This window comes from Streptomyces sp. NPDC001770 (assembly GCF_053596135.1).
The window spans coordinates 186,396-210,601 of the sequence record NZ_JBSFFN010000001.1 but is presented as its reverse complement, the minus strand read 5'-3'; the positions used below and the strand labels follow the sequence as shown (position 1 = coordinate 210,601).

Below are 24,206 nucleotides of genomic sequence, written 5' to 3'. Positions count from 1 at the left end.
GTTCGGGGGCGGGGCCGGTTCGGGTTCCGTACGGGAGGTACAGGGGTCCTTCCGTACGGGGCCGGGACCGGGGCCGGGGCCTTCGGAGCCGGGCTCGCGGGTTCTCTCAGCTTCGGCCTTGGTCCGCGTCCGGGCCGCCGATCCCGGCGAACATGTCCAGCAGCGGCTGCGGGGCGTCCGGCGCGAAGATGGCCTCCAGCCCCTCGGCGGACTCCGCCGCCGTGCGCTCGGCGCGCGGGAAGAGGAGCTCCTCGTACGCGGAGAGCGCCGCCTCCGTGTCCCCCGGGTGCGCGGCCAGGCACCGGCCGAGGTCCGCACCGTCGATCAGCGCGAGGTTCGCGCCCTCCCCGGCGAACGGAGACATCAGGTGCGCCGCGTCCCCGAGCAGCGTGACGCCCGGAACCCGGGCCCAGCGGTGGCCGGCGGGCAGGGCGTGGATGTGCCGGGGCACCAGCGGCCCGTCCGCCTCGGCGATGAGCCCGCGCAGGCCGGGCGCCCAGTCGGCGAAGTGCTCCAGCACGGCCTCCTTCGCCGCCGCGGTGTCGGTGAAGTCGACCGTGCCCAGCCAGCTTTCGTCGGTGCGCAGCGCCACGTAGACGTGCAGGCTGCCATCCGTCTCGCGGTGGCCGAGCAGCGCCTTACCGTCGCCGAGCCCGAAGAACATCCCGCCGCCGAGCAGCGCCGCGGCCTCGGGGTGACGGGTGTCCGCGTCGAACAGGTCGACCTCCACGAAGGAGATCCCGGTGTACGCGGGCACCGCGTCGGACACCAGCGGCCGCACCCGCGACCAGGCGCCGTCGGCCCCGACGAGCAGATCGGTGGTGAACACCGCCCCGTCGGCGAGCGTCACCTCGTACCGGCCGCCCCGGCTCCCGTCACCGTCCACCGCCCGGCACGACACCACTTTGGAATTCCAGCGGATGGTGCCCTCCGGGAGAGAGGTGAGCAGCAGATCACGCAGATCGCCCCGGTCGATCTCGGGGCGCTCGCCGGAGCCGTCGTCCCCCTCCTCCCGGTGGACGACGCCGTTCTTGTCGAGCAGCCGCATCGCCTGACCGCCCGGGTGCACCTTCGCCAGGAACGCCTCGTGCAACCGCGCCTCGCGCAGCGCCGCCTGCCCGGTCTCCTCGTGGATGTCGAGCATCCCGCCCTGCTTACGGGCGTCCGGCGAGGCGTCCAGGTCGAAGACCGGGACATCGATGCCGTGCACGTGCAGGACCCGGGCGAGCGTGAGCCCGCCGAGCCCGCCGCCGACGACGGCTACGGGGTGGTGGGGGGTGGGGGTGCTGGTGCTGGTGCTGGTGCTGGTCGTCATGGTGTGGCTCCTTCTCGACGTACTTGGTACCGGCGGTGGCGCCGGGATTCGTACCGGCGGTGGCGCCGGGATCAGATCAGGTCGCGCGGGGTGGCCAGCGCGCCGTTGACGACCACCCGGAACATCCACCCGAGGCGCTGCTGCGGGCTCCCGGAGAACAGGTCGTCGCCGAGCGCGGCGATACGCGGAAACGTGTCGGCGGACGCGGCGCGCAGCGCGCCCACCAGCGCGTCGTGCTCTTCCTCGGCGGGGTCGGTCTCCGAGCGGGTGCCCTGCTCGGCAGCGGCGGCGGTAGCCAGCTGAAGCAGTACGTCCACGCCCCAGGCGGCCTGCCCCGGAGGCACCCCGCCCTCGTCCAGCAGGGCGAGGACCGCCTCCACCAGCGCCAGGTAGTTCGCCCCGGTGGGCCGCGCCACGAGCGCGGAACGCGCGAGGCTCGGGTGCTCGAAGAGCACCCCCGTGTACGACCCGAGCACCTGGACGAGCCGCTCCCGCCAGTCCTCCTGGGCCTCGGCCGGGACCTTCGGGGCCTTCGCGGGGCTCAGGTCGACCGCGCCGAGGTACTCCTCCAGGATCGCGGCGTGCAGCTCGGCCGTGTTCCCGAAGTAGACGTAGAGCGAGGCAGGCCCGGTGTCCAGCTCCGTCGCCAGGCGCCGCATGGTCACCCGCTGAAGCCCCTCGGCCCGCATGATCCGCACGGCGGCCTCGACGATCCCCGCATGACTGAGCGCGGGCTTGGCGGGCCGCTCACGGCGGCTGCGGGGGGCGGAGGGCGGGGTGGATGGTGTCATACGACGAGCGTAACGAACATGTTCGTAGCGAACAAGTACCGCACGAACATGTTCGTCGACTGTCCTGCCGCTGCCCGCTCGACCACTCCGACGCGACGCGACGTGTCACGCCACGACATCCGGAAACGCCTGCCGTGAAACGGAGCACCACGAGTACTCAGCCGGAGAGGCCATTCAAGGACCAGAAGTAATGTCGTCCTACCGTCTACCGATGAGCCCCGGTCGGCGATGACGGAAGGACCCGGGGGCAGCCCCGCTCACGCGGGGAGCACTCCTGACCTGCGGGTTCATCTCGCCGAAGGGTCGGATTCGACCAACTTCACCCGCTCCCCTCCCTGCTGTCAGTCCCCCATGCTTGGCTCTCCCCATGGAAGACGCCCCCAGCACGGACGCCCAGCCCCGACACAGCGAACCGCACATCCCCAGCCCCACCGCACACCCTCGCCAGGGCACACCAACGCCTCCCCCCGGCTCCGAAGTCGCCGCCCTCCTCTCCTCTCTGCGCGCCCAGCGTCGGCACGTTCTCGGGATACTCGACGGGCTCGACGCCGACGCCCTGCGCAGGCCCGTGCTTCCCTCGGGGTGGAGTTGCCTGGGGCTGGTGCGGCATCTGACTCTCGATGTCGAACGGTTCTGGTTCCGGGCCGTGTTCCTCGGCGATGCGGAGGTCATCCGGTCACTGGACGGCATCGAGGACGCCTGGCAGGTTCCGGCCGACGCCTCGCCTTCCGACGTCCTCGGCACGTATCTCTACGAGACCGGGCGCGCGGACTCCGTCGTCGCCGCCGCCCCTTCCGCGGACGCGCCCCTCGCGTGGTGGCCGCGTCACCTCTTCGGAGAGCCGCATCTCCACACCCTGCGGGATCTCCTGCTGCACGTCATCACCGAGACCGCCTGTCACGCCGGCCATCTCGACGCAGCCCGTGAACTCATCGACGGGAGGCGGTGGTTGACCCTCACCTGACCGGGCGCGTCACCCCTGACCGGGCCCGTTGCCGTCCACTTCCGGCAAGCCCCTTCCCCGCGCCGGACGGAATGCCACACCGAGCGGATGATCGCCGATCTTCCCGCCGGCCTGACGGCCCGGCGCCTCGCCGAGGAAGACCATCTCCCCGTGCTCGCCGTACTGGACACGTGGTGGGGCGGCCTCAAGGGGGAGGCGGGGTCGACGGAGCGGGCGCTGCTTCTTCCCCGGCTGTACTTCCAGCATTTCGCCACCACCAGTCTCCTGGTCGAACACGACAGCGGAGAGATCGCGGCCTTCCTGGTCGGCTTCATGTCGCCGACAGTGCCCGGTACCGCCTATGTGCACTTCGCCGGCGTCGACCCGGCACTGCACGGCCAAGGCATCGGGAGCACCCTCTACCGGGCCTTCTTCGCGCTCGCCCGGTCCCATGGGCGCGACCACGTGCACTGCGTCACCAGCCCGGAGAACATCGCGTCCCGGGCCTTTCACACGCGGCTCGGTTTTGCGGCCTCAGCCGTCCAGCCGGACTACGACGGCCCCGGACTCGATCGGGTGACGTTCACCATCGAGCTCTCCGCCGAGCCGGTGGCCATCTCCTGACAGGACGCACTCCATCGGTCCAGCCGGTCCAGCCGGTCCAGCCGGTCCAGCCGGTCCACGGCGACAGGATCAGCGTTCCGCCTCAACTCCGGATGCCACGCAGGAGGTTGCGCACCAAGGCATCCGCGAACTTCACGTCGAGCGGTTCGTCGGGCAGCAGCAGCCGGTGGTAGCAGGCGCCCCACAGCTGGTCCACGACAACCTGCGGGTCGACGTCGGCGTGGATCTGGCCGAGGGTCTGCGCGTGGGTGAGCCGTTCGACCGCGAGGAGTCGGCGCGGGTGGGTGTAGTGCTCCGCGAGGGCGGCGGCCAGGGCGGGGTCGGACTGCGCGGCGCCTACGAGTTGGGCGATCACGTGCCCCGTACGCGGGTCGGTGAGCAGGCCGACGAAGGCGTGGAGCTGGGCGGTGAGATCGCGCTCGATGTCCCCGGTGTCCGCGAACGCGAGGGTGCCCTCGACCGCGCTGAAGTACGCCTCGAAGGCCAGGGCTCCGGGCGAGGGCCACCACTTGTAGAGGGTCATCTTGCTGGCGCCCGCGCGAGCCGCCACCTTCTCGAAGGTGATCCCGGGCAGCCCCGCCTCGAAGAGCATCGCACCGGCCGCGTCCAGTACCGCTTCGCGCACCTCCGACGCGGGGCGGCGGCCTCGGCCACGCCTGGCGGAATCCTTCGGCCCCTCAGCCATCTCCACACCCCTTCCCACTCACCGTCGTGCACCAGGAGGCCCGGCGCGCCGCGTCGGCGGTCCACCTGACCCTGCTTGCAGTATATGGACGATCAGTCTACATTTTTTAATGGACAGACAGTCCATAAATGAGCAGGCGAGCGGGAGGCTGATCCCCATGACCGACACCACCCAGCCCCGGACCGACAGCAGCAGCGACAGCAGCGGCACCCCCGGCGCCCCCACCCGCGTCGCCGTCGTCACCGGCGCTTCCGGCGGCATCGGCCGGGCCGTCGCGGAGCGGCTGGCCGCCGACGGCATGGCCGTGATCGTGCACTACGGGCGGGACGAGGCGCGGGCCCAGGAGGTCGTGGCGGCCGTGGAGAAGCTGGGCGGGCAGGCCACCGCGATCAGCGGGGACGTGGCGGACGAGCACGCGATGGCGGCGCTCTTCGCGGCGGCCGAGCAGGCGTACGGGGGTGTGGACGTGGTGGTGAACACGGCCGGGATCATGCTTCTCGCGCCGGTCGCCGAGTTCGACCTCGACGCCTTCGACCGTATGCACCGCACCAATGTGCGCGGCACGTTCGTGGTGTCCCAACTGGCCGCCCGTACGCTCCGGTCCGGCGGCGCGCTGATCAACTTCTCCACGTCCGTGACCCGGCTCCAGCAGCCCACCTACGCCGCCTACGCGGCCACCAAGGGTGCCGTCGAGGCGATGACGCTGGTCCTCGCCCGCGAGCTGCGCGGCCGTGACGTGACGGTGAACGCGGTCGCACCCGGCCCGACCGCCACCCCGCTCTTCCTGGACGGCAAGCCGCAACAGGTGGTGGACACCATCGCGGGCCTCTCGCCGATGGAGCGCCTCGGCACCCCCGAGGACATCGCCGAGGCCGTCGCGTTCCTGGCCGGTCCGGGCCGCTGGATCAACGGCCAGGTGCTGTACGCCAACGGCGGCGTCGCCTGACGCCCACCACGGCCCCCACCACCAGGGTCGGTCCCACTCGTTGACGCGCAATCAACTCAATGGAGCGACATCAACCGATCGGGAACCTTCGGCCGGGTGCCGGACACGTACAGAGCATGGAACTGAACGACGCCGGTCCCGTCATACCGGCCGGAGGGGCTTCCCCGCCGGCCGGTGGCGCGGCCCTACCGCTCGGAGGCCCGTCCGACCGGGAGCTCTGGGAGAGGGCCGTCGGCGGCGACCGGGAGGCCTTCGGCCGGATCTTCGACCGGCACGCGAAGACCGTCTACAACTACCTGTTCCGGCGTACGGCCGACTGGTCCGAGGCCGAGGACCTCACCTCGACCGTGTTCCTGCACGCCTGGCGCCGGCGTACGGAGACGGTGCTCGACCGCGACTCGGCCCTGCCCTGGCTGCTGGGCATCGCCGACCGTCTGCTGTCGAACACCAGGCGGCGGCTGAGGCGGGCCGAAGCGTTGCTGCACCGGCTCGTCTCGCACGACGAGCCGGTGGGCGACCACGCGGAACGTATCGCCGTCCTGGTCGACGACGAGCGTCGCATGTCTGAGATCCACCGGGCGCTGGCCCGGCTGCCCCGCCACGAACGCGAGGTCGTCGAGCTCTGCGTGTGGTCGGGTCTGGATCAGCAGGCCGCCGCGACGGCGCTGGGGGTGGCTGTCGGGACCGTGAAGTCCCGGCTGCACCGCGCCCGGCGCAGACTGGGGGTCGCCCTCCTCGACGGAGCCGCGGCCCCGGCGTCGTCCGGTTCCAAGATTCCCGTCAACGCGAAGGAGTTCGCGCGGTGAGCGACATGCCAGGCATTCCTGCGGCTCCTTCCGAACGTGATCTGCCGAACCACTGGCGGACCCGAGAGGAGCTCCTGATGAAGATCGATCCTGAGGACAACCGTGTTTCGCTGCGACGCAGGTGGGGGGTGCCGCTGGCCGTCGCCGCGGGCGTCGCGACGATGAGCGTCACGGCCGTGGTCGTCTTCGGCGGTACGGGGGAAGCCAGGCCTACGCTCGCGTCCCCCGGGTCGAGCGCCGGAAACCCGACGGGCGCGGTCTCGTCACCGCGTACGAGCACGACGCCCGGTACCTCGTCGGGCGGCGCCACGTCGGGCGGGACCGCCTCGGGCGTATCCGCCTCGGCCGCATCGCCGGCCACTCCGGCGAAAGCCACCGTCACCAGCGCCACCACGACCCCGATCGACGCCGGGACCGCGGCCAGGATTCTGGCCTCCTGCCTGGGATCGGACGCATCGCAGTACGACGCGGTGCTCGCGGTCCGCACCCCCCTCGCCACCGAGGACACGGACGGCGTGGTCGTCGCGGTCAACTCCGCCGACCAGTACGTGCAGTGCCAGTCGGACGGCGACAAGGGCGTCAGCGCGGACTCCCCGCCCACGTTCATCAACAACCGCCTGTGGGGCACCGGCCGTCTGATCGAGTACTTCGACTCGTTCGGCCAGAGCGCCGGCAAGCAGTCGGGCGAGTACCGGTACACCGTGCTCGGTGCCGGGCACTACGCCTCGAACGTCGCCAAGGTCACCATCAGCTACGGCGACGACCCGAAGGAGTACCCGGCGGCCATGGCGGGCGGCGCGTTCGCCTACGCGGCGGCGTTCTCCACCGGTACGTCCAAGCCCGACCGGCACTTCGCGGGCCCGGACGCCACCGTCCACGCGTACGACGCGTCCGGCAAGGAGATCTACGACCAGGCGAAGGACCCGCAGTTCTCCGACCAGGGGTAGACGGCTCCCGGACCAGCACTGGGGCGGCGTTCCCGACCCCCCTCACCGCGGCCTCGTCGCCCCTCCCCGCTGCCCCGGCCACCCGCCGGGGCAGCGGTGTGCGCGGCCCCGTACCGAAAGAAGCGAGCCACTGACCGGTTTGTATCCTCGGCAGGGTGCCGTCCGGCACCGAGCGGGACCCGCGAGAGGACACACCGTGACCACCGAGCTGAGCTCCGATGCCCTGAGCGCCCCCGGCGCCCCGAGCGACCTGAGCGCCCTTGCCGACCGCGCCAGGCAGGACTACGAGGAGCTGGCCGGCCGCGGCCTCTCCCTCGACCTGACCCGGGGGAAGCCGGCACCGACGCAGCTCGATCTCTCCGAGGACCTGCTGAGCCTGCCGGGCGGCCGGTACACCGCCGCCGACGGCACCGACGTGCGCAACTACGGCGGCCTCCAGGGGCTGACCGAGCTCCGGGAGATCTTCGCCGAGCAGCTCCAGGTGCCGGTGGCGCAGCTGCTCGCGGCCGGCAACTCCAGCCTGGAGCTGATGCACGACTCCCTGGTGCACGCGATGCTCAGCGTGCTGCCGGGCGCCGAGTCGCGCTGGGTGGACCAGGGCCGGATCGCGTTCCTCTGCCCCGTCCCCGGCTACGACCGGCACTTCGCGCTGTGCGAGCGGTTCGGCATCGACATGATCCCCGTGCCGATGACCGGGGCGGGCCCGGACATGGACGCGGTCGAGCGCCTGGTCGCGGAGAACCCGGCCGTCAAGGGCATCTGGTGCGTCCCGAAGTACAGCAACCCGGACGGCACGGTCTACAGCGACGAGACGGTGGCCCGGCTGGCCGCGATGGAGACCGCCGCGCCCGACTTCCGTATCTTCTGGGACAACGCCTACGCGGTGCACCACCTCACCGAGGAGCAGGTGGAGATCGCCGACCTGCTCGCCGCGTGCGACGCGGCCGGGAACGCGGACCGGGTGTTCGTGTTCGGCTCCACCTCCAAGATCACCCTGGCGGGCGCGGGCGTCGCGTTCTTCGGCTCGTCCCCGGCCAACGTGAAGTGGCTGCTCGCCAACAACTCCAAGCGCTCCATCGGCCCGGACAAGGTCAACCAGCTGCGGCACGCGATGTACCTGCGCGACGCGGACGGCGTACGCGAACTGATGGACCGTCAGCGTCACGTGCTGCAGCCGAAGTTCGAGGCGGTGCAGCGCATCCTCGAAGCGGAGCTGGGCGGTACGGGCCTCGCCTCCTGGACCAAGCCCAAGGGCGGCTACTTCGTGAACCTGGTGGTCGAGGAGGGCTGCGCGAAGGAGGTCGTACGGCGCGCCGGTGCGGCCGGAATCGTCCTGACCCCGGCCGGTGCCACCCACCCGTACGGCGACGACCCGACCGACTCCGTCATCCGCGTCGCGCCCAGCTACCCGACGCAGGAGGAGCTCGAGGAGGCCATCCTCGGCCTGACCGCGTGCGTGCGGGTCGTCGGGTACGAGAAGCGGCTCGCCGCGAAGTAACGCGGTACCGCAAGCCGGCCGTACGTCCTCCGGGGCGTACGGCCCCCGGCGTGCCCCCGGCGGGCGCCCACCCGAACAGGCCCAGAGGGAAGGACCCGCCCATGACCAGCGGCATGAACGTCAACGGCTCCAGGAAGTGGCTGTTCCTCGTGGGCGCGATCGCCTCCGAGGTCGCGGCGACGCTCGCCCTGCGGGCCGCACTCGACGCCCGGCCGTGGTTCGCGCTGGTGGTCGCCGGTTACGTCGCCGCCTTCACGATGCTGGCGCTGGTACTGCGCGAGGGCATGCCGATCGGCGTCGCGTACGGGATCTGGGGGGCGAGCGGTGTCGCCGTCACCGCGGTGCTGGCCGCGCTCCTCTTCGGGGACCCGCTGACCTGGCTGATGGGCCTCGGAGTCGTGGCGGTCGCCGGCGGGGTCCTGACCGTGGAGATCGGCGCGCAACGCGCCACGGCCGCCCGGGAGCAGGCCGCCGACGCCTCCCGCCCCGCCTCCCCCGAGGAGACCACCCCGTGAGCTGGCTCTTCCTGATGGGCGCGATCCTCTTCGAGGTCAGCGGCACCCTGGCCCTGCGCGCCTCCGAGGGCTTCCGCAAGAAGGTATGGCTGGCGCCGGTCCTGTTCGCGTACGTCGTCTCCTTCGGCTGCCTCGCGCTGGCGCTCTCCCACGGCATGGCGATCGGCGTCGCGTACGGCATCTGGTCCGCGTGCGGGGTCGCGCTGACCGCCGTACTCGCCCGCCGCCTCTTCGGCGAACCGCTCACCCGGCTGATGGGCCTGGGCATCGTCCTGATCGCCGGCGGCGTCCTGCTGATCGAAGCGGGCGCCCACCCGTAGCCGCCGGGCCTGCCGACCGCTCCGCCTACTCCGCCCTGCGGTTCGGCCGCGTAGGTGCCCGCCAGCGGCTCCAGCAGCCGGTCCTTCGTCCGGATGTGCCGGAGCACGGTGTTCGTCCGTACGCCGAGCCGGTCCGCGACGGCACGTGTGGTGACCGCGCCGAGCCCCTGCCGGCCGGCGCCACGGTGGCCGGGCCTCCCGCCGCCTGAAGCAACCCTGTTTTCTGTCAGTCCAGTTGATGCGAGAGCTCGCGGCCGTACGAACGCCGGCGCTCGCCCTCCGGGGTGTACGTGAACGAGTCCCGGAAGGCGCCGGCACCACCGACGCGCAGGGCGAGCACCACAGGCTCCGCGTGCTCGGCGGTCCAGCCGCACAGCGAGTCGGGACGGCTGCCGTTCCAGAGGTGGAAGCAGATCATCGGGTCGGCCGGGTCCGCGCCGACGTAACCGAGGGTCTTCCCGAACCGGGGGTTCGACCCGCCGAACCGCACCGACGGCGGCCCGAACTCCGCCGCCACGTCCGACCAGCCCCGGTCCTCCCGCCCCACCCACTCCGGCGCCGTCGCCCGCAGCCGGGCGTACTCCCCCTCATCCAGCACCCGTACCGCCCGGAGCCAGCCGGCCCGGTGCGCGAACTCCCCGTAGAGCGAGACCACCGCGTCGGCCGGCCCGTCACCGTGCAGGTGGCGCGCGAAGGCCCCCTTCGCCCCGTTCACCGACCAGGCCCCGGACACCTCCCAGGCCGTCTGCTGCTGATGCCACAGCCCGGGTCGGCCCTCCACGTAGAGGAGGTCCTGGCACATCACCCGAAGGATCATCTCGTCCCCCCACATCCCCGGTCGTCGCAGAACCGAGTTGAGCCGGTCGACGAAGTGGGCGCGGATGTCCGGGGAGGGCACGAGGGCATCGGAAGAGATCACCCGGCCAGTGTTTCGTGTCAACGTTCGACGCGCATGCGTACGAACAATTTCTTGGCAGATTGCCCATCCGAACAGACCTGTTGGTCACCGGGGCACCATCCGGTCACCACAAGCAGCTACGCCACAGCCCCCTTCAGGGGGCATCCCCGCACACGCGGAGAACGCGCCCCACCCAGCCGCCTACACCGCACCCACCACCGCCCGCTTGCTCCTCGGCGCCCAGTTCCGTCCTCCCCGCGCACAGTCCCGGCAGAGGCCGCGTCCGCGCGACGCATCCCGAGCCCTCCGAGCGAGGATGAACCACGGCAAAGCACGGCATCGCGCGGCACTGCGGCCACGGCCACAGGCCCAGCCACGCCACATGCACGACCGACGACAGGAGCAACGGCAATGGTGGAGCGCACAGTCCCCCTGCTGCGGACGATGCGGGCCCGGGACCCCGATGAGGAGCACCGGGCGTCGACTCCCCTGGAGCTGCTCTTCGACCTGACGTTCGTGGTCGCGGTCTCGCAGGCCGCCGCGCAGCTGCATCACGCGCTGGCCGAGGATCACGTGGGCTCGGGGCTGACCGGGTACGCGGCGGTCTTCTTCGCCATCTGGTGGGCCTGGATGAACTTCACCTGGTTCGCCTCCGCGTACGACACCGACGACGTGCCGTACCGGCTGGTGACGCTGTTGCAGATGGCGGGTGTTCTGGTGCTCGCCGCCGGGGTGCCCGCCGCGTTCCAGGACGGGGACTTCACGGTCGTCGTCATCGGGTACGTCATCATGCGCGTCGCGATGATCGCGCAGTGGCTGCGGGCCGCCTCGCAGCATCCGGAGGGGCGTCGCTGCGCCCTGCGGTACGCGACGGGCATCGCCGTGGCACAGCTCGGCTGGGTGGCCCGGCTCTGGGTGCCGGACGCGTGGCAGGCGGCCACCTTCGTGGCGCTCGTACTGGTCGAACTGGCCGTGCCCGCGTGGGCCGAGTCCCGTGGGAACAACACCAGTTGGCACCCGGAGCACATTGCCGAGCGGTACGGACTCTTCACGATCATCGTGCTCGGCGAGGTCATTCTCGCCTCGCTCGCGGCGGTCCAGTCCACCGTCTCGGACCACGGTCTGTCCGCAGCCGTCCTGCTGATCGCGATCGGCGGGCTGCTGCTGGTCTTCGGCCTGTGGTGGATGTACTTCACCGGCGGCGAGATCGGCCTGCCCACCCTGCGTTCCGCCCTGACCTGGGGGTACGCCCATTACGGCGTCTTCGCCTCACTGGCCGCACTCGGCGCCGGGCTGGAAGCGGCGGTGGACGCCACCGAGCACCACGCGCACCTGCCCGAGCGGACCGCCTCGCTGGCCGTCGCCGTGCCGGTGGCGATCGTCCTCGTCCTGCTCGGCGCCCTGCACCGGATGACCGGCACCGGGGGCATGGAGCACACCGTGGTGGTGGGGGCGGGCGCGCTCGTGGTCCTCGGGCTCGGATTCGCCGGCCCGGCCCTGGGACTGGGACTGGGCGGCGCGGTACTCGGCATGGGCCTGGCCGTCGCCGCGACCGTCGCCGCAGACGCGGAGGTCCTACGGCGACGAGCGGCGGTAACCCCGTAACGGGCGGACAGGTGGGGCATGGAAGGCGTGCGTCAGGAAATCCTCCGTAGGGGCCGCGGGTTCCTGCCACCCCCGACACGGGAACCCCGTTCCCCGTGACCCGTCCCCCGTCACAGGGAGGGCCTACGAGGACGGGCGCCCCAGCTCCGCGAGCGCCCGCTCGAAGCAGTCGTACGCGTCCTCGTCGAAGAGGACGAAGCGCACGTCGGAGACCGGGAGCCGGGCCTCCTCGCTGACCGTACGCAGGGCGAGACGGGCACCGTCGTCCATCGGCCAGCCGTAGATCCCGGTCGAGATCGCCGGGAACACCACCGAGCGCGCGCCCAGTTCGGCGGCCACCCGGAGGGACTCGCGGTAGCAGGACACCAGCAACCCGGAGCGGTCCTCCTCCCGCGACCAGACCGGGCCCACGGTGTGGATCACATGGTCCGCGTGCAACCGCCCGGCGGTCGTCGCCACCGCCTGCCCGGTGGGCAGCCCCTTGCCGTACCGGGAAGCGCGCAGGTCACGGCAGGCATCCAGGATCGCGGGGCCGCCTCTGCGGTGGATGGCCCCGTCCACCCCGCCACCGCCGAGCAGCGAGGAGTTGGCGGCGTTCACCAAGGCGTCGGCATGCTGCTCGGTGATGTCGCCGTGTACGAGCTCGATGATCGGCTGCGTGGTCGTCATGGGGCCATCCTCGGGCGGCGGGACGGGGCGGGCAACGTGGTTACGCGGTGTCGGCGGAGACGGCGGGACCGTCCCCGTACGGGCGGGGAGCACCAGGCCGGATCGGCCGGCGCCTCCCGCACCTCGACGTGGTGGCACCCCCGCGCCGCGCCCTCAGTCCGAGCTGACGAGGCCCACTCCGTCCCCCAACTCCCGCTGGAGGAACACCGACCGGTGCGTCGGTACGTACCCCAGCGCGTCGTTCACCGCGCGCATCGGGGCGTTGGCGTCGGCCGTGTCGGTCACCAGGCCGGTGAGGGCGGGGTGGGTGGTCAGGGCGGTACGGATCGACTCGGTCTTCATCCAGCGGGCCAGGCCGCGTCCCCGGTGGGCGGGCAGGACGCCGGTTCCGTAGTGCAGGCCTTCGCCCGTACCGTCGCCGGGGACGACCAGTTCGGTGAAGCCGACGATCGCACCGTCCGCCTCGCTGACGACCGCGACCGTGTGCAGGAGTTCGCCGCGCCGCTCGACGGCGCGGGCGACGGCTCGTACCCGGTCCACGTCCCAGGTCTCCGTGCCGTGGTCCATCTCGTCCATCGGCATGTCGTCCATCGCCCACCGCGACCCGGCGAACGTCTCGGCCAGTTCGTCGGGGACGGTTCCGGACCAGGAGGTCAGCCGGTAGCCCGGGTGCGGGGCGGCGGCCAGGGCTGCGAGGGCCACCTGGTCGGCGTCGGCCGTCGCCAGGCGGGCGAAGGTCAGGGTGAGGACCACCCGGAAGCCGTGGGCCGTCAGGAACTCCGCCGCCTCCCGGTCGTCCTGCCCCTTCTCGGCCCCGCCCGCGACCGCCACCTGGGCCGTCACCGTGCTCCGGCCCTCGGCCCGGGCGCCCGCGAGGGCCGCGTCCAGGAGGCGGGTTCCGACGCCGGTGCGGCGGGCGGCCGGGTGCACGGCGAGGTCCAGTTCGGCGAGGTGGTCCCGGCCGGGTGCGGTGGAGAACCGCAGGTACGCCGACCCCACCGGATACGCGGGGGGATCGATGGCCGCCGGGCCGCCACCGCCGCCGGGCACCTCCTCCGCGAGCCAGACGAGGCGGTACGAGGACGATCCGGAGGACGGGCCCGGGGACGATCCGGAGGACGATCCCGAGGGCCGGCCGCGGTCCGGCTCGGCGAGCGGTGTGATGCGCAGTGGCAAGGGAGCCTCCGTCGAGTACGTCGCCCACGTGGCGCGAGCGGGCCGGAGGAACGTACCCGGGCACGCCAACACCCGCAACGGCATTACCGACTTATCGCAGCAGGAACCCCGTCAGGTACCCCAGGGCGTTGGTCGCCCAGTGCAGGCCCATCGGGGGGAGCAGGCTGCCGCTGCGTCGGCGCAGCTCGCAGAAGAGGACACCGGAGGCCGCGGTGAACAGCACCGCGCCGAGGTCGGCGACGACCGCCGCGATCACCGTTCCGGCGGAGGAGGTGCCGAAGAACCCGGCGAGCGCGGGTTTGTCGGTGGACAGGTTCAGCGACGGGAGGATGTGCCACATCCCGAAGAGGGCGGAGGAGACGACGGTGGCGGTGACCGTGCCCCGGGCGCGTACGAGGAGCCCGTACAGCACCCCGCGGAACGCGACCTCCTCCAGCAGTACGACGTCGATGGGGACCTGGATCAGCATGCGGTAGGCGACCTCGGCTCCGGAGAGGCCGCTGTTGCGCTGGTCCTCGAAGAGGTCGCGGGTGGCGGGGAGCAGCGCGCCGACCAGGTAGACGAGTCCGACCAGGCCGATGAGTACGGCGGCCCAGCGGGCGCCGCGCGCCCAGGTGCCGCGGCCGAGTCCGGCCCCGGGCCAGGTGCCGCCGGACCACTTCCACACGCCGAGCAGGATCGGGGTGACGACCAGGGAGACGACCAGGCCCCAGCCGTGGAGGAGGACGTGGTTGACGAGGTTGGTGGCGACCAGGATGGCGATGGTCAGCGCGATCGCCCCGTTCAGGGGGAGCCGTCGCCCCTCAGCCATACCGCCTCCGTCCCCCGCCTTCGCCTCCTTACGTGAGTCAACTCTCGGCGCCGCCCCCGGTCCGGGCAACTCGTGCGTGAGCAGGCGGGAGCACGACGAGCGGCCCACCACTGCCCAGCCACGGATCGTCATCGTCGTCACAGGGTGTCGCCGACCGGCGGCGTACCGTTCCGCCTAGCGTGCCTCTGGAGCGGCCGGACGACTGCGGCCGGAGCGACCCGGGAGGCCCCCATGACCGAAAGTGGCGGATCGACCGGATCAACCGGGCCGACCGGACCGACCGGAGCAACCGGAGCAACCGGATCGACCGGGCCGACCGGGCCGACCGGGCCGACCGGATCGGCAGGACCACACCCCGGCAGGGACGGCTCCCGCCCCGCCGCGCGTCTCGTCCGGCGTCCCGTGGTGCGGCGGCGGCCCGGCTGGGCGGGGGTCCTGGTGGCGGTGCTGTTCTACGTCGCCTCGTTCACGCCCTCGCTCATCCCCCGCTCGTGGCTGGTCCAGTCGCTGGCGGCCGGGGTCACCGCGGCGGCCGGTTACGGCGTGGGGGCGGTCCTCGGGTGGGTCGCGCGGCGCTGCGGGGCACGGCCGGGCGGGGCGACGGTCCGGTGGGCGTGGCTGATGCTCGTGCCGCTGGGGGTCGCGGCCGTCGTCGCGGTGACCGTACGGAGCGTGCGCTGGCAGGGCGACGCGCGGCGGGCGGTCGGCATGGAGCCGGGAGTGGTGTGGTGGCAGTGGGCGCTGGTGCCGTTCGTCGCGCTGCTGCTCTGCGGGCTGCTCGTCACGCTGGCCCGGTCCGTACGGCTGGGCACGCGGACCCTGGCGCGTCCGCTGGAGCGACTGGTGCCCCGGCCCTGGGCGCTGATGGTGGCGGCCTCGGTGGCGGTGGTCGTGGTGGTGGGGGTGGTCCAGGGCTTCCTGCTGCGCGGGCTGGTGGATCTGGTCGAGAGCAGCGCGTCGCTGACGAACGGGTCGACCAGCGAGGGCATCGTCCGGCCGCTGCTGCCGACGCTCTCGGGCAGTCCGTCCTCGCTGGAGAGCTGGTCCTCGCTCGGGAAGAACGGCCGGGACTTCGTCGGTCACGCGTCCACCCGGGCGGAGATCTCCGGCTTCACCGGCGCTCCGGCGACGGACCCGGTCCGGGTGTACGTCGGGCTGGAGTCCGCGGCGACCCTGCGGGGCCGCGCGGACCTCGCCGTGCGGGAGCTGGAGCGGACCGGCGCGTTCCGCCGGAAGGTGCTGGTGGTGTTCGGTACGACGGGGAGCGGCTGGGTCAACGAGAGCCTCGCGAAGCCGCTGGAATACATGTACGGCGGTGACAGTGCGGCGGTCGCCCTCCAGTACTCCTACCTGCCGAGCTGGCTCTCGTTCCTGACCGAGAGCGAGGCCGCCGTGGCCGGTTCCGCGCTCTTCGACGCCGTGTACGACCACTGGTCGGCGCTGCCCCCGGGCGAACGCCCCCGGCTGCTGGTGTCCGGCGAGTCCCTCGGCTCGTACGCCACCGAGGGCGCGTTCGACGGCGAGCTTTCGCGGATGACCGCACGCGCCGACGGCGCCCTGCTGGTCGGGCCGACGCTGCGGAACCCGATGTGGGAGGCGCTCGGCAAGGCCCGCGACCGGGGCAGTCCGCTCTGGCTGCCGGTCTACCGGGACGGGCGCACCGTGCGGTACGCCCGCCGCGAGGCCGATTTCGGCCGGCCGGCCGACGCCGCCTGGGACGCGCCCCGGATCGTCTACCTCCAGAACGGTTCGGACCCGGTGACGTGGTGGTCCCCCGATCTGCTGACGTCTCGGCCGCAGTGGCTCGTGGGGCCGAAGGCGCCGGACGTCTCCCCCGGGATGCGGTGGTACCCGCTCGTCACCTTCTGGCAGGTGACCTGCGATCTCGCGGTCGCCGACTCCGTTCCGGTGGGGTACGGGCACCGGTTCGGCACCCTCCCGGTCGCGGCCTGGGCCGCCGTGACCCGGCCGCCCGGGTGGACCGGGGAGGACACCGCCCGCCTCGAAGAGACGCTGGAACGGAAACAGGAGGAGCGGGAGGAGCGGGAGAGGGAGGAGAGCGAGAACGCGGAGAACGCGGCGGGGTGAGGGCCGGCGAGTCGATGCCCCCACCACCCACCGAAGCGTGACAGAAACGCAAGTCGGTGGGCACGATCAGGCACTGACGGACCGTCTACCCTGTTGCTTCCATGTAGTGCACAGGGGGTCGCATGCACAGCGAGGGAACGGCCGACGAGCCGGAAGGGGGCTTCGACGGCGATCCCGCAGACGGGCGTCCCGCGGATGCGCCCGAGCCCCTCGGGGACGCCACCGAACAGGAGCCCGAGCTCCGCCCGCACATGGTGATCGCCGACCGTTACGAGCTCCAACGCCAGCTGGGCCGGGGCGGGATGGGTGTCGTCTGGGAGGCGCTCGACCGGCGTCTGGGGCGGCGGGTGGCGGTCAAGGGGCTGCTCTACCGGGGTGCCGTGGAGCCCGACACGCAGGCGCAGTGGGTCGAGCGGGCGCGGCGCGAGGCGCAGGCCATCGCCCGGATCGGGCACCAGAACGTGGTGGCCGTGCACGACGTGATCGAGGCCGGCAACCAGGTCTGGATCGTGATGGAGCTGCTCAACGCCCGTTCCCTGGCGGATCTGTTGCGCGAGCAGCGCCGGCTCCCGGTGGCCCAGGCGGCCCGGATCGCCCTCCAGGTGCTGCGCGGACTGCGCGCGGTGCACGAGGCGGGGGTGCTGCACCGGGACGTCAAGCCGCACAACATCCTCTTCCGGCCCAACGGCCGTGCTCTGCTGATGGACTTCGGGATCGCCACCTTCGAGGGTGCCGTCCAGCTGACCAAGTCGCAGGAGATCATCGGCACGCCGAAGTACCTGGCACCCGAGCTGGTCCACCGGGGCGGCGAGGCGCTGCCGAAGCCGGGCACCCCGGCGTCCGACCTGTGGTCGCTGGGGGTGACGCTCTTCGAGATGGTCGAGGGCCACGCCCCGTTCAACGGACTCAGCTCGTACGAGGTGTTCATCGCCGTGTACGAGCAGCCGCTGCCCGCGATGGAGCACGCGGGCCCGCTCGCCCCGGTGATCCGGGCGCTGCTGCGGAAGGACCCGAAGGACCGGCCGTCCGCCCGGGAGACCGAGGCGATGCTGCTGGCCGTCACCAGCGACCCCCCGGCGCTCGACCCGCCGACCCACCGCCGGAACCAGCCCCTCCAGCTCCCCCCGCACGACGGCAGCAACGCCGGAGACTCCGAGGACGGCGACGGGCAGGCGTCGAAGCCACGCCGCAGGCGCACCGTGCTCGGTGCGGCGGCGGCCGGCTGCGCGGTGCTGCTGGCCGGTGGCGGCTGGCTGACCTGGCAGCAGGCGGGCTCGCCCCCGCCCACGTACAAGCAGGGGCACGCCGAGCTGAAGATCGGCGTCAAGGACGACCAGCCCGGGCTGAGCCAGTTGCAGCCGGACGGTTCGTACGCCGGGTACGACATAGACCTCGCCACCCGGATCGCGCGGCGGATGGGCTACGCGGCGAAGGACGTCCGCTTCGTGCCGGTGAACAGCGAGAACCGGGCGTCGATGCTCTCGGCGGGGCGTGTCGATCTGGTGATAGCGAGCTACAGCATCACCCCGGAGCGCAAGGAACAGGGGATCGTCTTCGCGGGGCCGTACTACACGGCGCTCCGCAGCTTCCTCGTACGCAAGGACGTCAAGCCGGCGTACACCGACGCCGCCGACCTGATCAGCGACAAGGCCCAGGTCTGTACGGTGCGGGGCTCGACGTACGAGGGGTGGCTGACGGAGGCCGGGTACAACCTCACCAAGCGGCAGAGTTCGTACCAGCTGTGCGTGGACTACCTGTTGGACGACAAGAGCGGGATCTCCGCCGTCTCCACCGACGACATCATCCTCGCCGGTTACGTCGGACAGGACCCGGACAAGCTCCAGCAGATCAGCAACGCTGGCGGCGCCGAGGGGTACGGCGTGGCGATGGTGCCGGGCGAGCCCGAGCTGAAGAAGGAGGTGTGCGAGGCGCTCGGGGAGATCGTGAACAGCCCCGAGTGGGAGGACCTGTACACCGAGCACCTGGCGTCACTGATGGGCAACGAGTCCGCGCCGAACCGGCCGAAGCTGACCGAGTGCGGGGACGTCTGAACCACCCGTCGGCACAGACGGATCCCTGCTCACCGCCCGCCGAGCCGCTCCCCGCACTCGGCGCAGAACTTCGGCGCCCGCCCTTCCGCGAGTCGCCCGCACTGGGGGCAGACCCGGTCCAGCGCGCACGGGGCCTCGCCGCCCTCGGGCTCCCGCCCGACGGTCCCGGGCGGCGCGGACGCGATGGTGAGACCCGGGCGGCGGCGGTGGACGGTGAGGTACGCCAGGCCCTCGGGTCCGGCCTGGACGGCGCGGCGGGAGGTGCGGGGCAGCCAGGTGACCGTGGTCGGGGTGAGGGGCAGCGCGGTGGTCCCGGTGACGACGGCGCCGCTGCCCGTGAGGACGACGAGGAGCACGTCGAGGGCGTCCTCCTGGTGCTCACCGACCTCGGCGTCCGGCGGCAGCCGTACCAGGTTGGCGTCCAGCTCCCGCCCCTGCTCGGCGAGTTGCCAGAGCGCGCCCCGGCCGTCCGGGCCCGCCTGGGCGAGTGCGTCGGCGAGTACGGCGAGGTTCCGGGGCACGGCGTTCACGCCTTTGAGCGTACGCCGCCCGCATCGCGCGCCTCCCCTCCCCACTCGTAGGCTGCCCCTCCCCGTCACGGCAGGGAGCCCCATGCACCGCGAACCCGGAGCGAGTTACCCGCCCGTCGAGCCGTACGACCACGGCCTGCTCGACGTCGGCGACGGCAACCTCGTCCACTGGGAGATCTGCGGCAACCCCGGGGGGAAGCCCGCACTCGTCGTGCACGGCGGCCCGGGCTCCGGCTGCAAGCCGTGGGCCCGGCAGCGCTTCGATCCGGAGCTGTACCGGGTGGTCCTCTTCGACCAGCGCGGCTGCGGGCGCTCGCGACGGCCGACTGGTGCGCCTGGGAGGACGCGGTGGTGTCGGCGGAGGGGCAGCCGCCCGCGTACACCAGCAGGCCCCCGCGGGACCGGCTCGGGTTCGTCCGGATCTGCGCGCACTACTTCGCACACGCCGCGTGGCTGGAGGACGAGCAGCTCATCCGGGACGCGGGACGGCTCGCGGGCATCCCGGGGGCGCTGATCCACGGCCGGTTCGACCTGGGCGCACCGCTGACGACCGCGTGGGAGCTGGCCCGCGTCTGGCCGGACGCGGAGCTGACCGTCATCGGCGACGCCGGACACCTGGGCGGCCCGGCCACCTCCCGCGCCGAACTCGCCGCGCTGGACCGGTTCGCGGGCAAGTCCGAGTGATCGGCGGTGTGCCCTTGCTTCGAGCGCACTCGAAGGCGTTGGGTGGGGAATCATGAAGTACACGCAGCTCGGACGCACGGGCCTCAAGGTCAGCCGCCTCGTTCTCGGGACGATGAACTTCGGCCCGCAGACCAACGAATCCGACAGTCACTCGCTCATGGACGCCGCACTGGACGCGGGCGTCAACTTCTTCGACACCGCCAACGTCTACGGATGGGGCGAGAACAAGGGCCGCACCGAGGAGATCCTCGGCACCTGGTTCGCCCAGGGCGGCGACCGCCGCGACAAGGTCGTCCTCGCCACCAAGGTCTACGGCAACATGGGCCCGGACGGCGAGGCGTGGCCCAACCACGACAAGCTCTCCGCGCTCAACATCCGCCGGGCCGTCGACGCCAGCCTCAAGCGGCTCCAGACGGACCACATCGACCTGTACCAGTTCCACCACGTCGACCGGTCCACCCCGGCCGAGGAGATCTGGCAGGCCATCGACGTACTGATCCAGCAGGGCAAGATCCTGTACGCGGGCTCGTCCAACTTCGCCGGGTACAAGATCGCCCAGGCCAACGAGACGGCCAGGCGTCTCGGCTCGTTCGGCCTGGTCAGCGAGCAGTGCCTGTACAACCTGATGGCCCGCGACGCCGAGATGGAGGTCATCCCGGCCGCCCAGGAGTACGGCCTCGGCGTCATCCCCTGGTCGCCGCTCCAGGGCGGTCTGCTCGGCGGCGCGCTCCGCAAGGAGCGCGAGGGCGGCGGCGCCCGCTCCACCACCGGCCGCTCCGCCGACGGCCTCGCGGACCCGAAGATCCGCGCCCAGATCCAGGCGTACGAGGACCTGCTCGACAAGCACGGGCTCGAGCCCGGCGAGGTCGGCCTGGCCTGGCTGCTCACCCGCCCGGGCATCACCGGCCCGATCTCGGGCCCGCGCACCCGCGAGCAGCTCGACTCCGCGCTGCGCGCGGTGGAGCTGGAGCTGTCCGAGGAGGTGCTGGCCTCGCTGGAGGAGATCTTCCCCGGCCCCGGCCCGTCCCCGGAGAGCTTCGCCTGGTAGTCCGGCAGACCCGGTACGTCTCCCCGGCGGGCGGTCAGCCGTCGGGGAGACGGGAGCCCGGCGCGCGCTCGCGGAAGGGCGCCCCGGTGTCGTCAGTTGCCCACAGCCGCCGCCACGGCGACGACGACGAACATCAGCACGAGAACGGTGGCCATGATGCGGTTTCTGGTCTTCGGATCCACCCGACGAGGTTAACCGCCCCACCGGCCTCCCCCGTCACCCGCCCCGGGTCACCCGCCGGCCGACCCGCCCCGCTCACCGCCCCAGCGGCCAGGCCCGCACCTCCTCGTACCGCGGCTGCTCCCCGGGCACCCCGGAGACCGGCAGGGCGCTGCGGACCAGGCTCAGCGTGTCCGCCTCCCAGGCCACCCCCTCGAACCCCTCCAGCGCGCCGGTGAACGGGTGCAGGTCCACGTCCGTACGGCTGCGCGCGAGCGTGAGGTGGGGCCTGTAGTGGCGGTGCTCCTCCATCGGGACACCCGCCCGGCGGGCCGCGGCGTGGGCGCGTTCCGCGAGCAGCCGCAGCGCGTCCAGCCCGCCGGCCGCCCCGGCCCACAGCACCCGCCCGTCGAACCGGCCGCCGCCGTGCACCCGCAGCGGGAACGGCTCGCTCCGGTGGGCGGCGCGCTCCAGCCTCTCGTACAGCTCCGGCAGCAGCGCCTCGTCCACCTCCCCGTAGAAGGCGAGTGTGACGTGCCACCCCTCCGTCCCGCTCCACCGCAGGGCCCGCGCCCCCGGCAGCGCGTGCAGCGGGGCGACGGCGGTCCGCAGTTCCTCGACGACGGGAGCGGGCGGCAGGACGGCGGCGAAGAGGCGTTGGCGCTGACTGCCGGTGGCGGCTTGCTGGCTGCTCATGCGCGCGAGTCTCGCAGTTGCCCGCATGCCCGGCGAGGCCCCGAGCGGCAACCGGCCCGCCCGGGCCGGGCGGGGTGGAGCCCACCCCACCGGGCCCGGAGGTCCGCACGGCCGGATGGGGCTCAGGCGATGTCGGCGACCGACCTGACCTCGGTCGCCGTGAGGGCGCCTTCGAAGACCTGGATGTCGTCCGCGCCGCCCTGGTAGTACTCACCCCATCCGCCGTCGGCGGTGTGGCCGCGGCCGATCTGGAGCGGCCCGGGGGCGCTCCAGGCGGCGTTGAACGATGCTGCGGCGAGGGGCTCACCATCCGCGTAGAGAGTGATCCGGCCCTCGGAGTCGTCGTACACGACGGTCACCTGATTGGCACGCGGCGACAGGGTGCCGGGACCGGCGACCACGGTGGACGCCGCGCCGGGGCCGCTGCCGTGGGTGACGATCAGCTGCCACTCGGACGTGGCCGGGTCGAAGCGGACCTTGAAGGCGTCGCTGTCCTCGCCCCCCTGGGAGAAGAGGGTCATCGGCCGGTCCGGAGCGGTGGTGGCGAAACGGACCCGCATGCCGATGCTGAAGCTGTCGCTCGTGTCGATCAGGGGTCCGCCGGCGGAGGCGTAGCCGTCAGTTCCGTCCAGGGCCAGGTGATCGCTGCCGTCGAGCGCGCCCAGCGGGAGCTCGTAGCACTCCGGGTCCTCGAAGCAGGCTTCGTAGTCCGGGGTGTAGAAGCCGGCGCCTCCGTGCAGGGTGAGTGGTTCGTCCGCGTACCGGTCGAGGATCACCCCGTCGTCCGACCGCTCGACGTTCCACGAGGCGACCGGCTCCACCGGCCGGGCGCTCAGCCTCCCGACCTCCGTGGGAGTGACGACCCGGTCCCAGACGCCGACGTCACCGATCTCCCCCTGCCAGTGCGTTCCGGACCCGCCGCGTGCCCGGCCGATCTGGAAGGCGCCCGGTGCGGCCACCGGTGCGACGCCCGTTCCGGAGGCGACCTCCTTGCCGTTGACGTAGAGCCGCAGGGTGTTGTCCTCGGTGTCGTACAGGCCGAGCAGATGGGCCCAGCCGCCCGCCGAAGCGCTGCCGCCGGTGAGGGTGGTGGAGCCGTAGCGGAAGGACCAGACGGCCTCTCCCGTGTCGGTGGGGCGCAGGCCCAGAGCGAAAGCGGACGGGCCGTGCGCGGCGTCCTGTGCGGCCACCGTCATCGGGGCGTCGGTGGCCGCGGGGCGCGCCCAGGCCGAGAGGGAGAAGGTCTTCTCCGTGTCCGCGACCGGGACGTCCGGGGTGAGGTAGCTGTCGCGTCGTCCGTCGAGGGTGACGGTGGAGACGAGGCCGGTGCGGGAGGGTGGCGGCGCGCCGAACCGGACACCGTCCCCGGCACGGGCCTCGGGCCCGGTCCCGGCGGCCGCGTGGCCGGCTCCGGCCGGGTCGGACAGCGCCCAATGGGCGACAGGAGCGCGTCCGTCGCTGACCCTCGCGATGTGGGTCGTCGTGGTGCTGGACCGTCCGGCCCGGTCGACGGCCCGGACTCCGATGGAGTAGAGGCCACCGTCCTCGGGCATCCAGCGGATGGTGACGGGTCCGCCCGGCTCCTCCGGCCGGACCGTGGTGGTCCCGGCGCCGCTCACGGAGTAGACGTACTCGACGACGTCCTCGGACGGCGAGTCGAAGGTGAAGCTGCCGTAGACCCCGGCACCGTCGTGCGACCGGCCGTCTTCGTCCGGGTACTGCTCCGAGACGATGGTCGCGGGTTCGGGGCCGACCGTGTCGATGACGAAACGGCAGGTGGGCTCAGGAGCCTCGTCGCTCCAGGCGGAGGTCGCGCCCTCCTCGTCGACGGCCCGGACGTGCCAGGAGACGACGGTGCCGGCCGGAAGGTCCGCCGGGGTCCGCCACAGCTGCGTGGCCGGGGACGGCAGGGCTGGGGAGACGTAGTCACGGCGCTGCGGGATGCCGTCCGTGTCGGTCCACCGGAGCTCGAACTCCGCGCCCGCCTCGTTGGCCTCCCCGTCCTCGTCGTCCTCCGTCGGGTCCTCGACGAGGGCGCGGAGTTCGGGCGCTCCCGGGACGTACACGGGCGTCCCGGTGCAGGGCTTGGACCAGTCGACGGTGAGATCGCCGGTGTCCGGCCGCAGCGGAGGGAGGTTCCCTCCTGCCGCCGTCGCGACACCCGCGGCGCTGACGAGAAGCGCGGATGCCAGTCCTGCGGCCACCGCGGTGGCTCTGGCGCGCCGGGCGGAATACATGGTCATGCGGTTGGTGCCCCCCTGCTTCGGTTGTCGGTCCCGCGCGCCGAAGCCGTGGTTCCCTGCCGAGCGGTGCGTCCGGCGGATCACGGCCCGGGAACGCGGCCTCGATCCGCCGGGCACTGCCCGACCCGCGCGGGAGCCCATGGAGTTCAGCAGCCGTC

Annotated in this window: 22 protein-coding genes and 1 pseudogene; 13 read left to right on the top strand and 10 right to left on the bottom strand. The window is 72.5% G+C overall.

The genetic code is table 11. The features are described 5' to 3' along the window. Nucleotides 1-106: 106 nt before the first annotated feature. Together ACWCSV_RS00895 and ACWCSV_RS00890 are read right to left on the bottom strand one after the other, a co-directional pair. The gene (locus tag ACWCSV_RS00895) at nucleotides 107-1,315 is read right to left on the bottom strand and encodes an FAD-dependent oxidoreductase (protein ID WP_451137739.1); all 1,209 of its coding nucleotides are present in this window, start codon (nucleotides 1,313-1,315) and stop codon (nucleotides 107-109) included. Between the two features lie 71 nt (nucleotides 1,316-1,386). Then, complete coding sequence (locus ACWCSV_RS00890; protein ID WP_451137738.1) at nucleotides 1,387-2,106, bottom strand: TetR/AcrR family transcriptional regulator; 720 nt, start codon at nucleotides 2,104-2,106, stop codon at nucleotides 1,387-1,389. A gap of 367 nt (nucleotides 2,107-2,473) precedes the next feature. Here ACWCSV_RS00890 and ACWCSV_RS00885 point away from each other — a divergent pair, with 367 nt between their 5' ends. Then, entirely contained in the window at nucleotides 2,474-3,070 is a 597-nt protein-coding gene (locus tag ACWCSV_RS00885) for a DinB family protein (RefSeq protein WP_451137737.1), read from the top strand. 87 nt (nucleotides 3,071-3,157) lie between these two features. Continuing rightward, nucleotides 3,158-3,673: an N-acetyltransferase family protein gene (locus ACWCSV_RS00880; protein ID WP_451137736.1), complete on the top strand. Its 516-nt coding sequence runs from the start codon at nucleotides 3,158-3,160 to the stop codon at nucleotides 3,671-3,673. 82 nt (nucleotides 3,674-3,755) lie between these two features. Here ACWCSV_RS00880 and ACWCSV_RS00875 read toward each other — a convergent pair whose 3' ends face one another. Further along, a complete protein-coding gene (locus tag ACWCSV_RS00875) occupies nucleotides 3,756-4,358 on the bottom strand; it encodes a TetR/AcrR family transcriptional regulator C-terminal ligand-binding domain-containing protein (RefSeq protein WP_451137735.1) in 603 nt (200 codons plus the stop codon). Nucleotides 4,359-4,515: 157 nt separating this feature from the next. Between ACWCSV_RS00875 and ACWCSV_RS00870 the strand changes: the two genes are divergently transcribed. From ACWCSV_RS00870 to ACWCSV_RS00845, 6 genes are all read left to right on the top strand, one after another. Continuing rightward, entirely contained in the window at nucleotides 4,516-5,304 is a 789-nt protein-coding gene (locus ACWCSV_RS00870) for an SDR family oxidoreductase (protein WP_451137734.1), read from the top strand. Nucleotides 5,305-5,420: 116 nt separating this feature from the next. Continuing rightward, the gene (locus tag ACWCSV_RS00865; protein ID WP_451137733.1) at nucleotides 5,421-6,110 is read left to right on the top strand and encodes an RNA polymerase sigma factor; all 690 of its coding nucleotides are present in this window, start codon (nucleotides 5,421-5,423) and stop codon (nucleotides 6,108-6,110) included. 77 nt (nucleotides 6,111-6,187) lie between these two features. Then, nucleotides 6,188-7,057, top strand: coding sequence for a hypothetical protein (locus ACWCSV_RS00860; protein ID WP_451137732.1), 870 nt, complete (start codon nucleotides 6,188-6,190; stop codon nucleotides 7,055-7,057). A 196-nt stretch (nucleotides 7,058-7,253) separates the two neighbouring features. Further along, nucleotides 7,254-8,555: an aminotransferase class I/II-fold pyridoxal phosphate-dependent enzyme gene (locus tag ACWCSV_RS00855; RefSeq protein WP_451137731.1), complete on the top strand. Its 1,302-nt coding sequence runs from the start codon at nucleotides 7,254-7,256 to the stop codon at nucleotides 8,553-8,555. Nucleotides 8,556-8,656: 101 nt separating this feature from the next. After that, a complete protein-coding gene (locus tag ACWCSV_RS00850; RefSeq protein ID WP_451137730.1) occupies nucleotides 8,657-9,070 on the top strand; it encodes a DMT family transporter in 414 nt (137 codons plus the stop codon). Next, nucleotides 9,067-9,390 carry a DMT family transporter gene (locus ACWCSV_RS00845; RefSeq protein ID WP_451137729.1) on the top strand — a complete coding sequence of 108 codons (324 nt, stop codon included), beginning with the start codon at nucleotides 9,067-9,069 and terminating at the stop codon, nucleotides 9,388-9,390. The genes ACWCSV_RS00850 and ACWCSV_RS00845 overlap by 4 nt, the downstream gene beginning before the upstream one ends. 226 nt (nucleotides 9,391-9,616) lie before the next feature. On the opposite strand, the gene ACWCSV_RS00840 is transcribed toward ACWCSV_RS00845, so the two are convergent. After that, nucleotides 9,617-10,309, bottom strand: a complete 693-nt coding sequence (locus tag ACWCSV_RS00840) for a hypothetical protein (protein WP_451137728.1) — start codon at nucleotides 10,307-10,309, stop codon at nucleotides 9,617-9,619. Between the two features lie 390 nt (nucleotides 10,310-10,699). Between ACWCSV_RS00840 and ACWCSV_RS00835 the strand changes: the two genes are divergently transcribed. After that, a complete protein-coding gene (locus ACWCSV_RS00835) occupies nucleotides 10,700-11,893 on the top strand; it encodes a low temperature requirement protein A (protein WP_451137727.1) in 1,194 nt (397 codons plus the stop codon). Between the two features lie 123 nt (nucleotides 11,894-12,016). Here the strand turns inward: ACWCSV_RS00835 and ACWCSV_RS00830 are convergent, their stop codons facing one another. The 3 genes from ACWCSV_RS00830 to ACWCSV_RS00820 all read right to left on the bottom strand — a co-directional run bounded on the left by ACWCSV_RS00830 (nucleotide 12,017) and on the right by ACWCSV_RS00820 (nucleotide 14,549). Continuing rightward, nucleotides 12,017-12,562, bottom strand: coding sequence for an O-acetyl-ADP-ribose deacetylase (locus tag ACWCSV_RS00830; RefSeq protein ID WP_451137726.1), 546 nt, complete (start codon nucleotides 12,560-12,562; stop codon nucleotides 12,017-12,019). A 153-nt stretch (nucleotides 12,563-12,715) separates the two neighbouring features. Then, complete coding sequence (locus ACWCSV_RS00825) at nucleotides 12,716-13,738, bottom strand: N-acetyltransferase family protein (RefSeq protein ID WP_451137725.1); 1,023 nt, start codon at nucleotides 13,736-13,738, stop codon at nucleotides 12,716-12,718. Between the two features lie 91 nt (nucleotides 13,739-13,829). Next, the gene (locus tag ACWCSV_RS00820) at nucleotides 13,830-14,549 is read right to left on the bottom strand and encodes a CPBP family intramembrane glutamic endopeptidase (RefSeq protein ID WP_451137724.1); all 720 of its coding nucleotides are present in this window, start codon (nucleotides 14,547-14,549) and stop codon (nucleotides 13,830-13,832) included. Nucleotides 14,550-14,951: 402 nt separating this feature from the next. Between ACWCSV_RS00820 and ACWCSV_RS00815 the strand changes: the two genes are divergently transcribed. Both ACWCSV_RS00815 and ACWCSV_RS00810 read left to right on the top strand, forming a co-directional pair. Next, nucleotides 14,952-16,637 (top strand): alpha/beta hydrolase, encoded by a 1,686-nt coding sequence (locus ACWCSV_RS00815; RefSeq protein WP_451137723.1) that lies wholly within the window; start codon nucleotides 14,952-14,954, stop codon nucleotides 16,635-16,637. A 122-nt stretch (nucleotides 16,638-16,759) separates the two neighbouring features. Further along, a complete protein-coding gene (locus ACWCSV_RS00810) occupies nucleotides 16,760-18,688 on the top strand; it encodes a protein kinase domain-containing protein (RefSeq protein ID WP_451137722.1) in 1,929 nt (642 codons plus the stop codon). A gap of 29 nt (nucleotides 18,689-18,717) precedes the next feature. Here ACWCSV_RS00810 and ACWCSV_RS00805 read toward each other — a convergent pair whose 3' ends face one another. Beyond that, on the bottom strand, nucleotides 18,718-19,218 hold the full coding sequence (locus ACWCSV_RS00805; RefSeq protein ID WP_451137721.1) for a hypothetical protein: 501 nt from the start codon (nucleotides 19,216-19,218) through the stop codon (nucleotides 18,718-18,720). 82 nt (nucleotides 19,219-19,300) lie between these two features. Between ACWCSV_RS00805 and ACWCSV_RS00800 the strand changes: the two are divergent. Both ACWCSV_RS00800 and ACWCSV_RS00795 read left to right on the top strand, forming a co-directional pair. Then, nucleotides 19,301-19,902: pseudogene (locus ACWCSV_RS00800) on the top strand (hypothetical protein). A gap of 52 nt (nucleotides 19,903-19,954) precedes the next feature. Beyond that, complete coding sequence (locus tag ACWCSV_RS00795) at nucleotides 19,955-20,950, top strand: aldo/keto reductase (protein WP_451137720.1); 996 nt, start codon at nucleotides 19,955-19,957, stop codon at nucleotides 20,948-20,950. Nucleotides 20,951-21,205: 255 nt separating this feature from the next. Here the strand turns inward: ACWCSV_RS00795 and thpR are convergent, their stop codons facing one another. Both thpR and ACWCSV_RS00785 read right to left on the bottom strand, forming a co-directional pair. Continuing rightward, nucleotides 21,206-21,805 (bottom strand): RNA 2',3'-cyclic phosphodiesterase, encoded by a 600-nt coding sequence (gene thpR / locus ACWCSV_RS00790; protein ID WP_451137719.1) that lies wholly within the window; start codon nucleotides 21,803-21,805, stop codon nucleotides 21,206-21,208. Nucleotides 21,806-21,927: 122 nt separating this feature from the next. Continuing rightward, complete coding sequence (locus tag ACWCSV_RS00785; protein ID WP_451137718.1) at nucleotides 21,928-24,048, bottom strand: LamG domain-containing protein; 2,121 nt, start codon at nucleotides 24,046-24,048, stop codon at nucleotides 21,928-21,930. Nucleotides 24,049-24,206 lie beyond the last annotated feature (158 nt).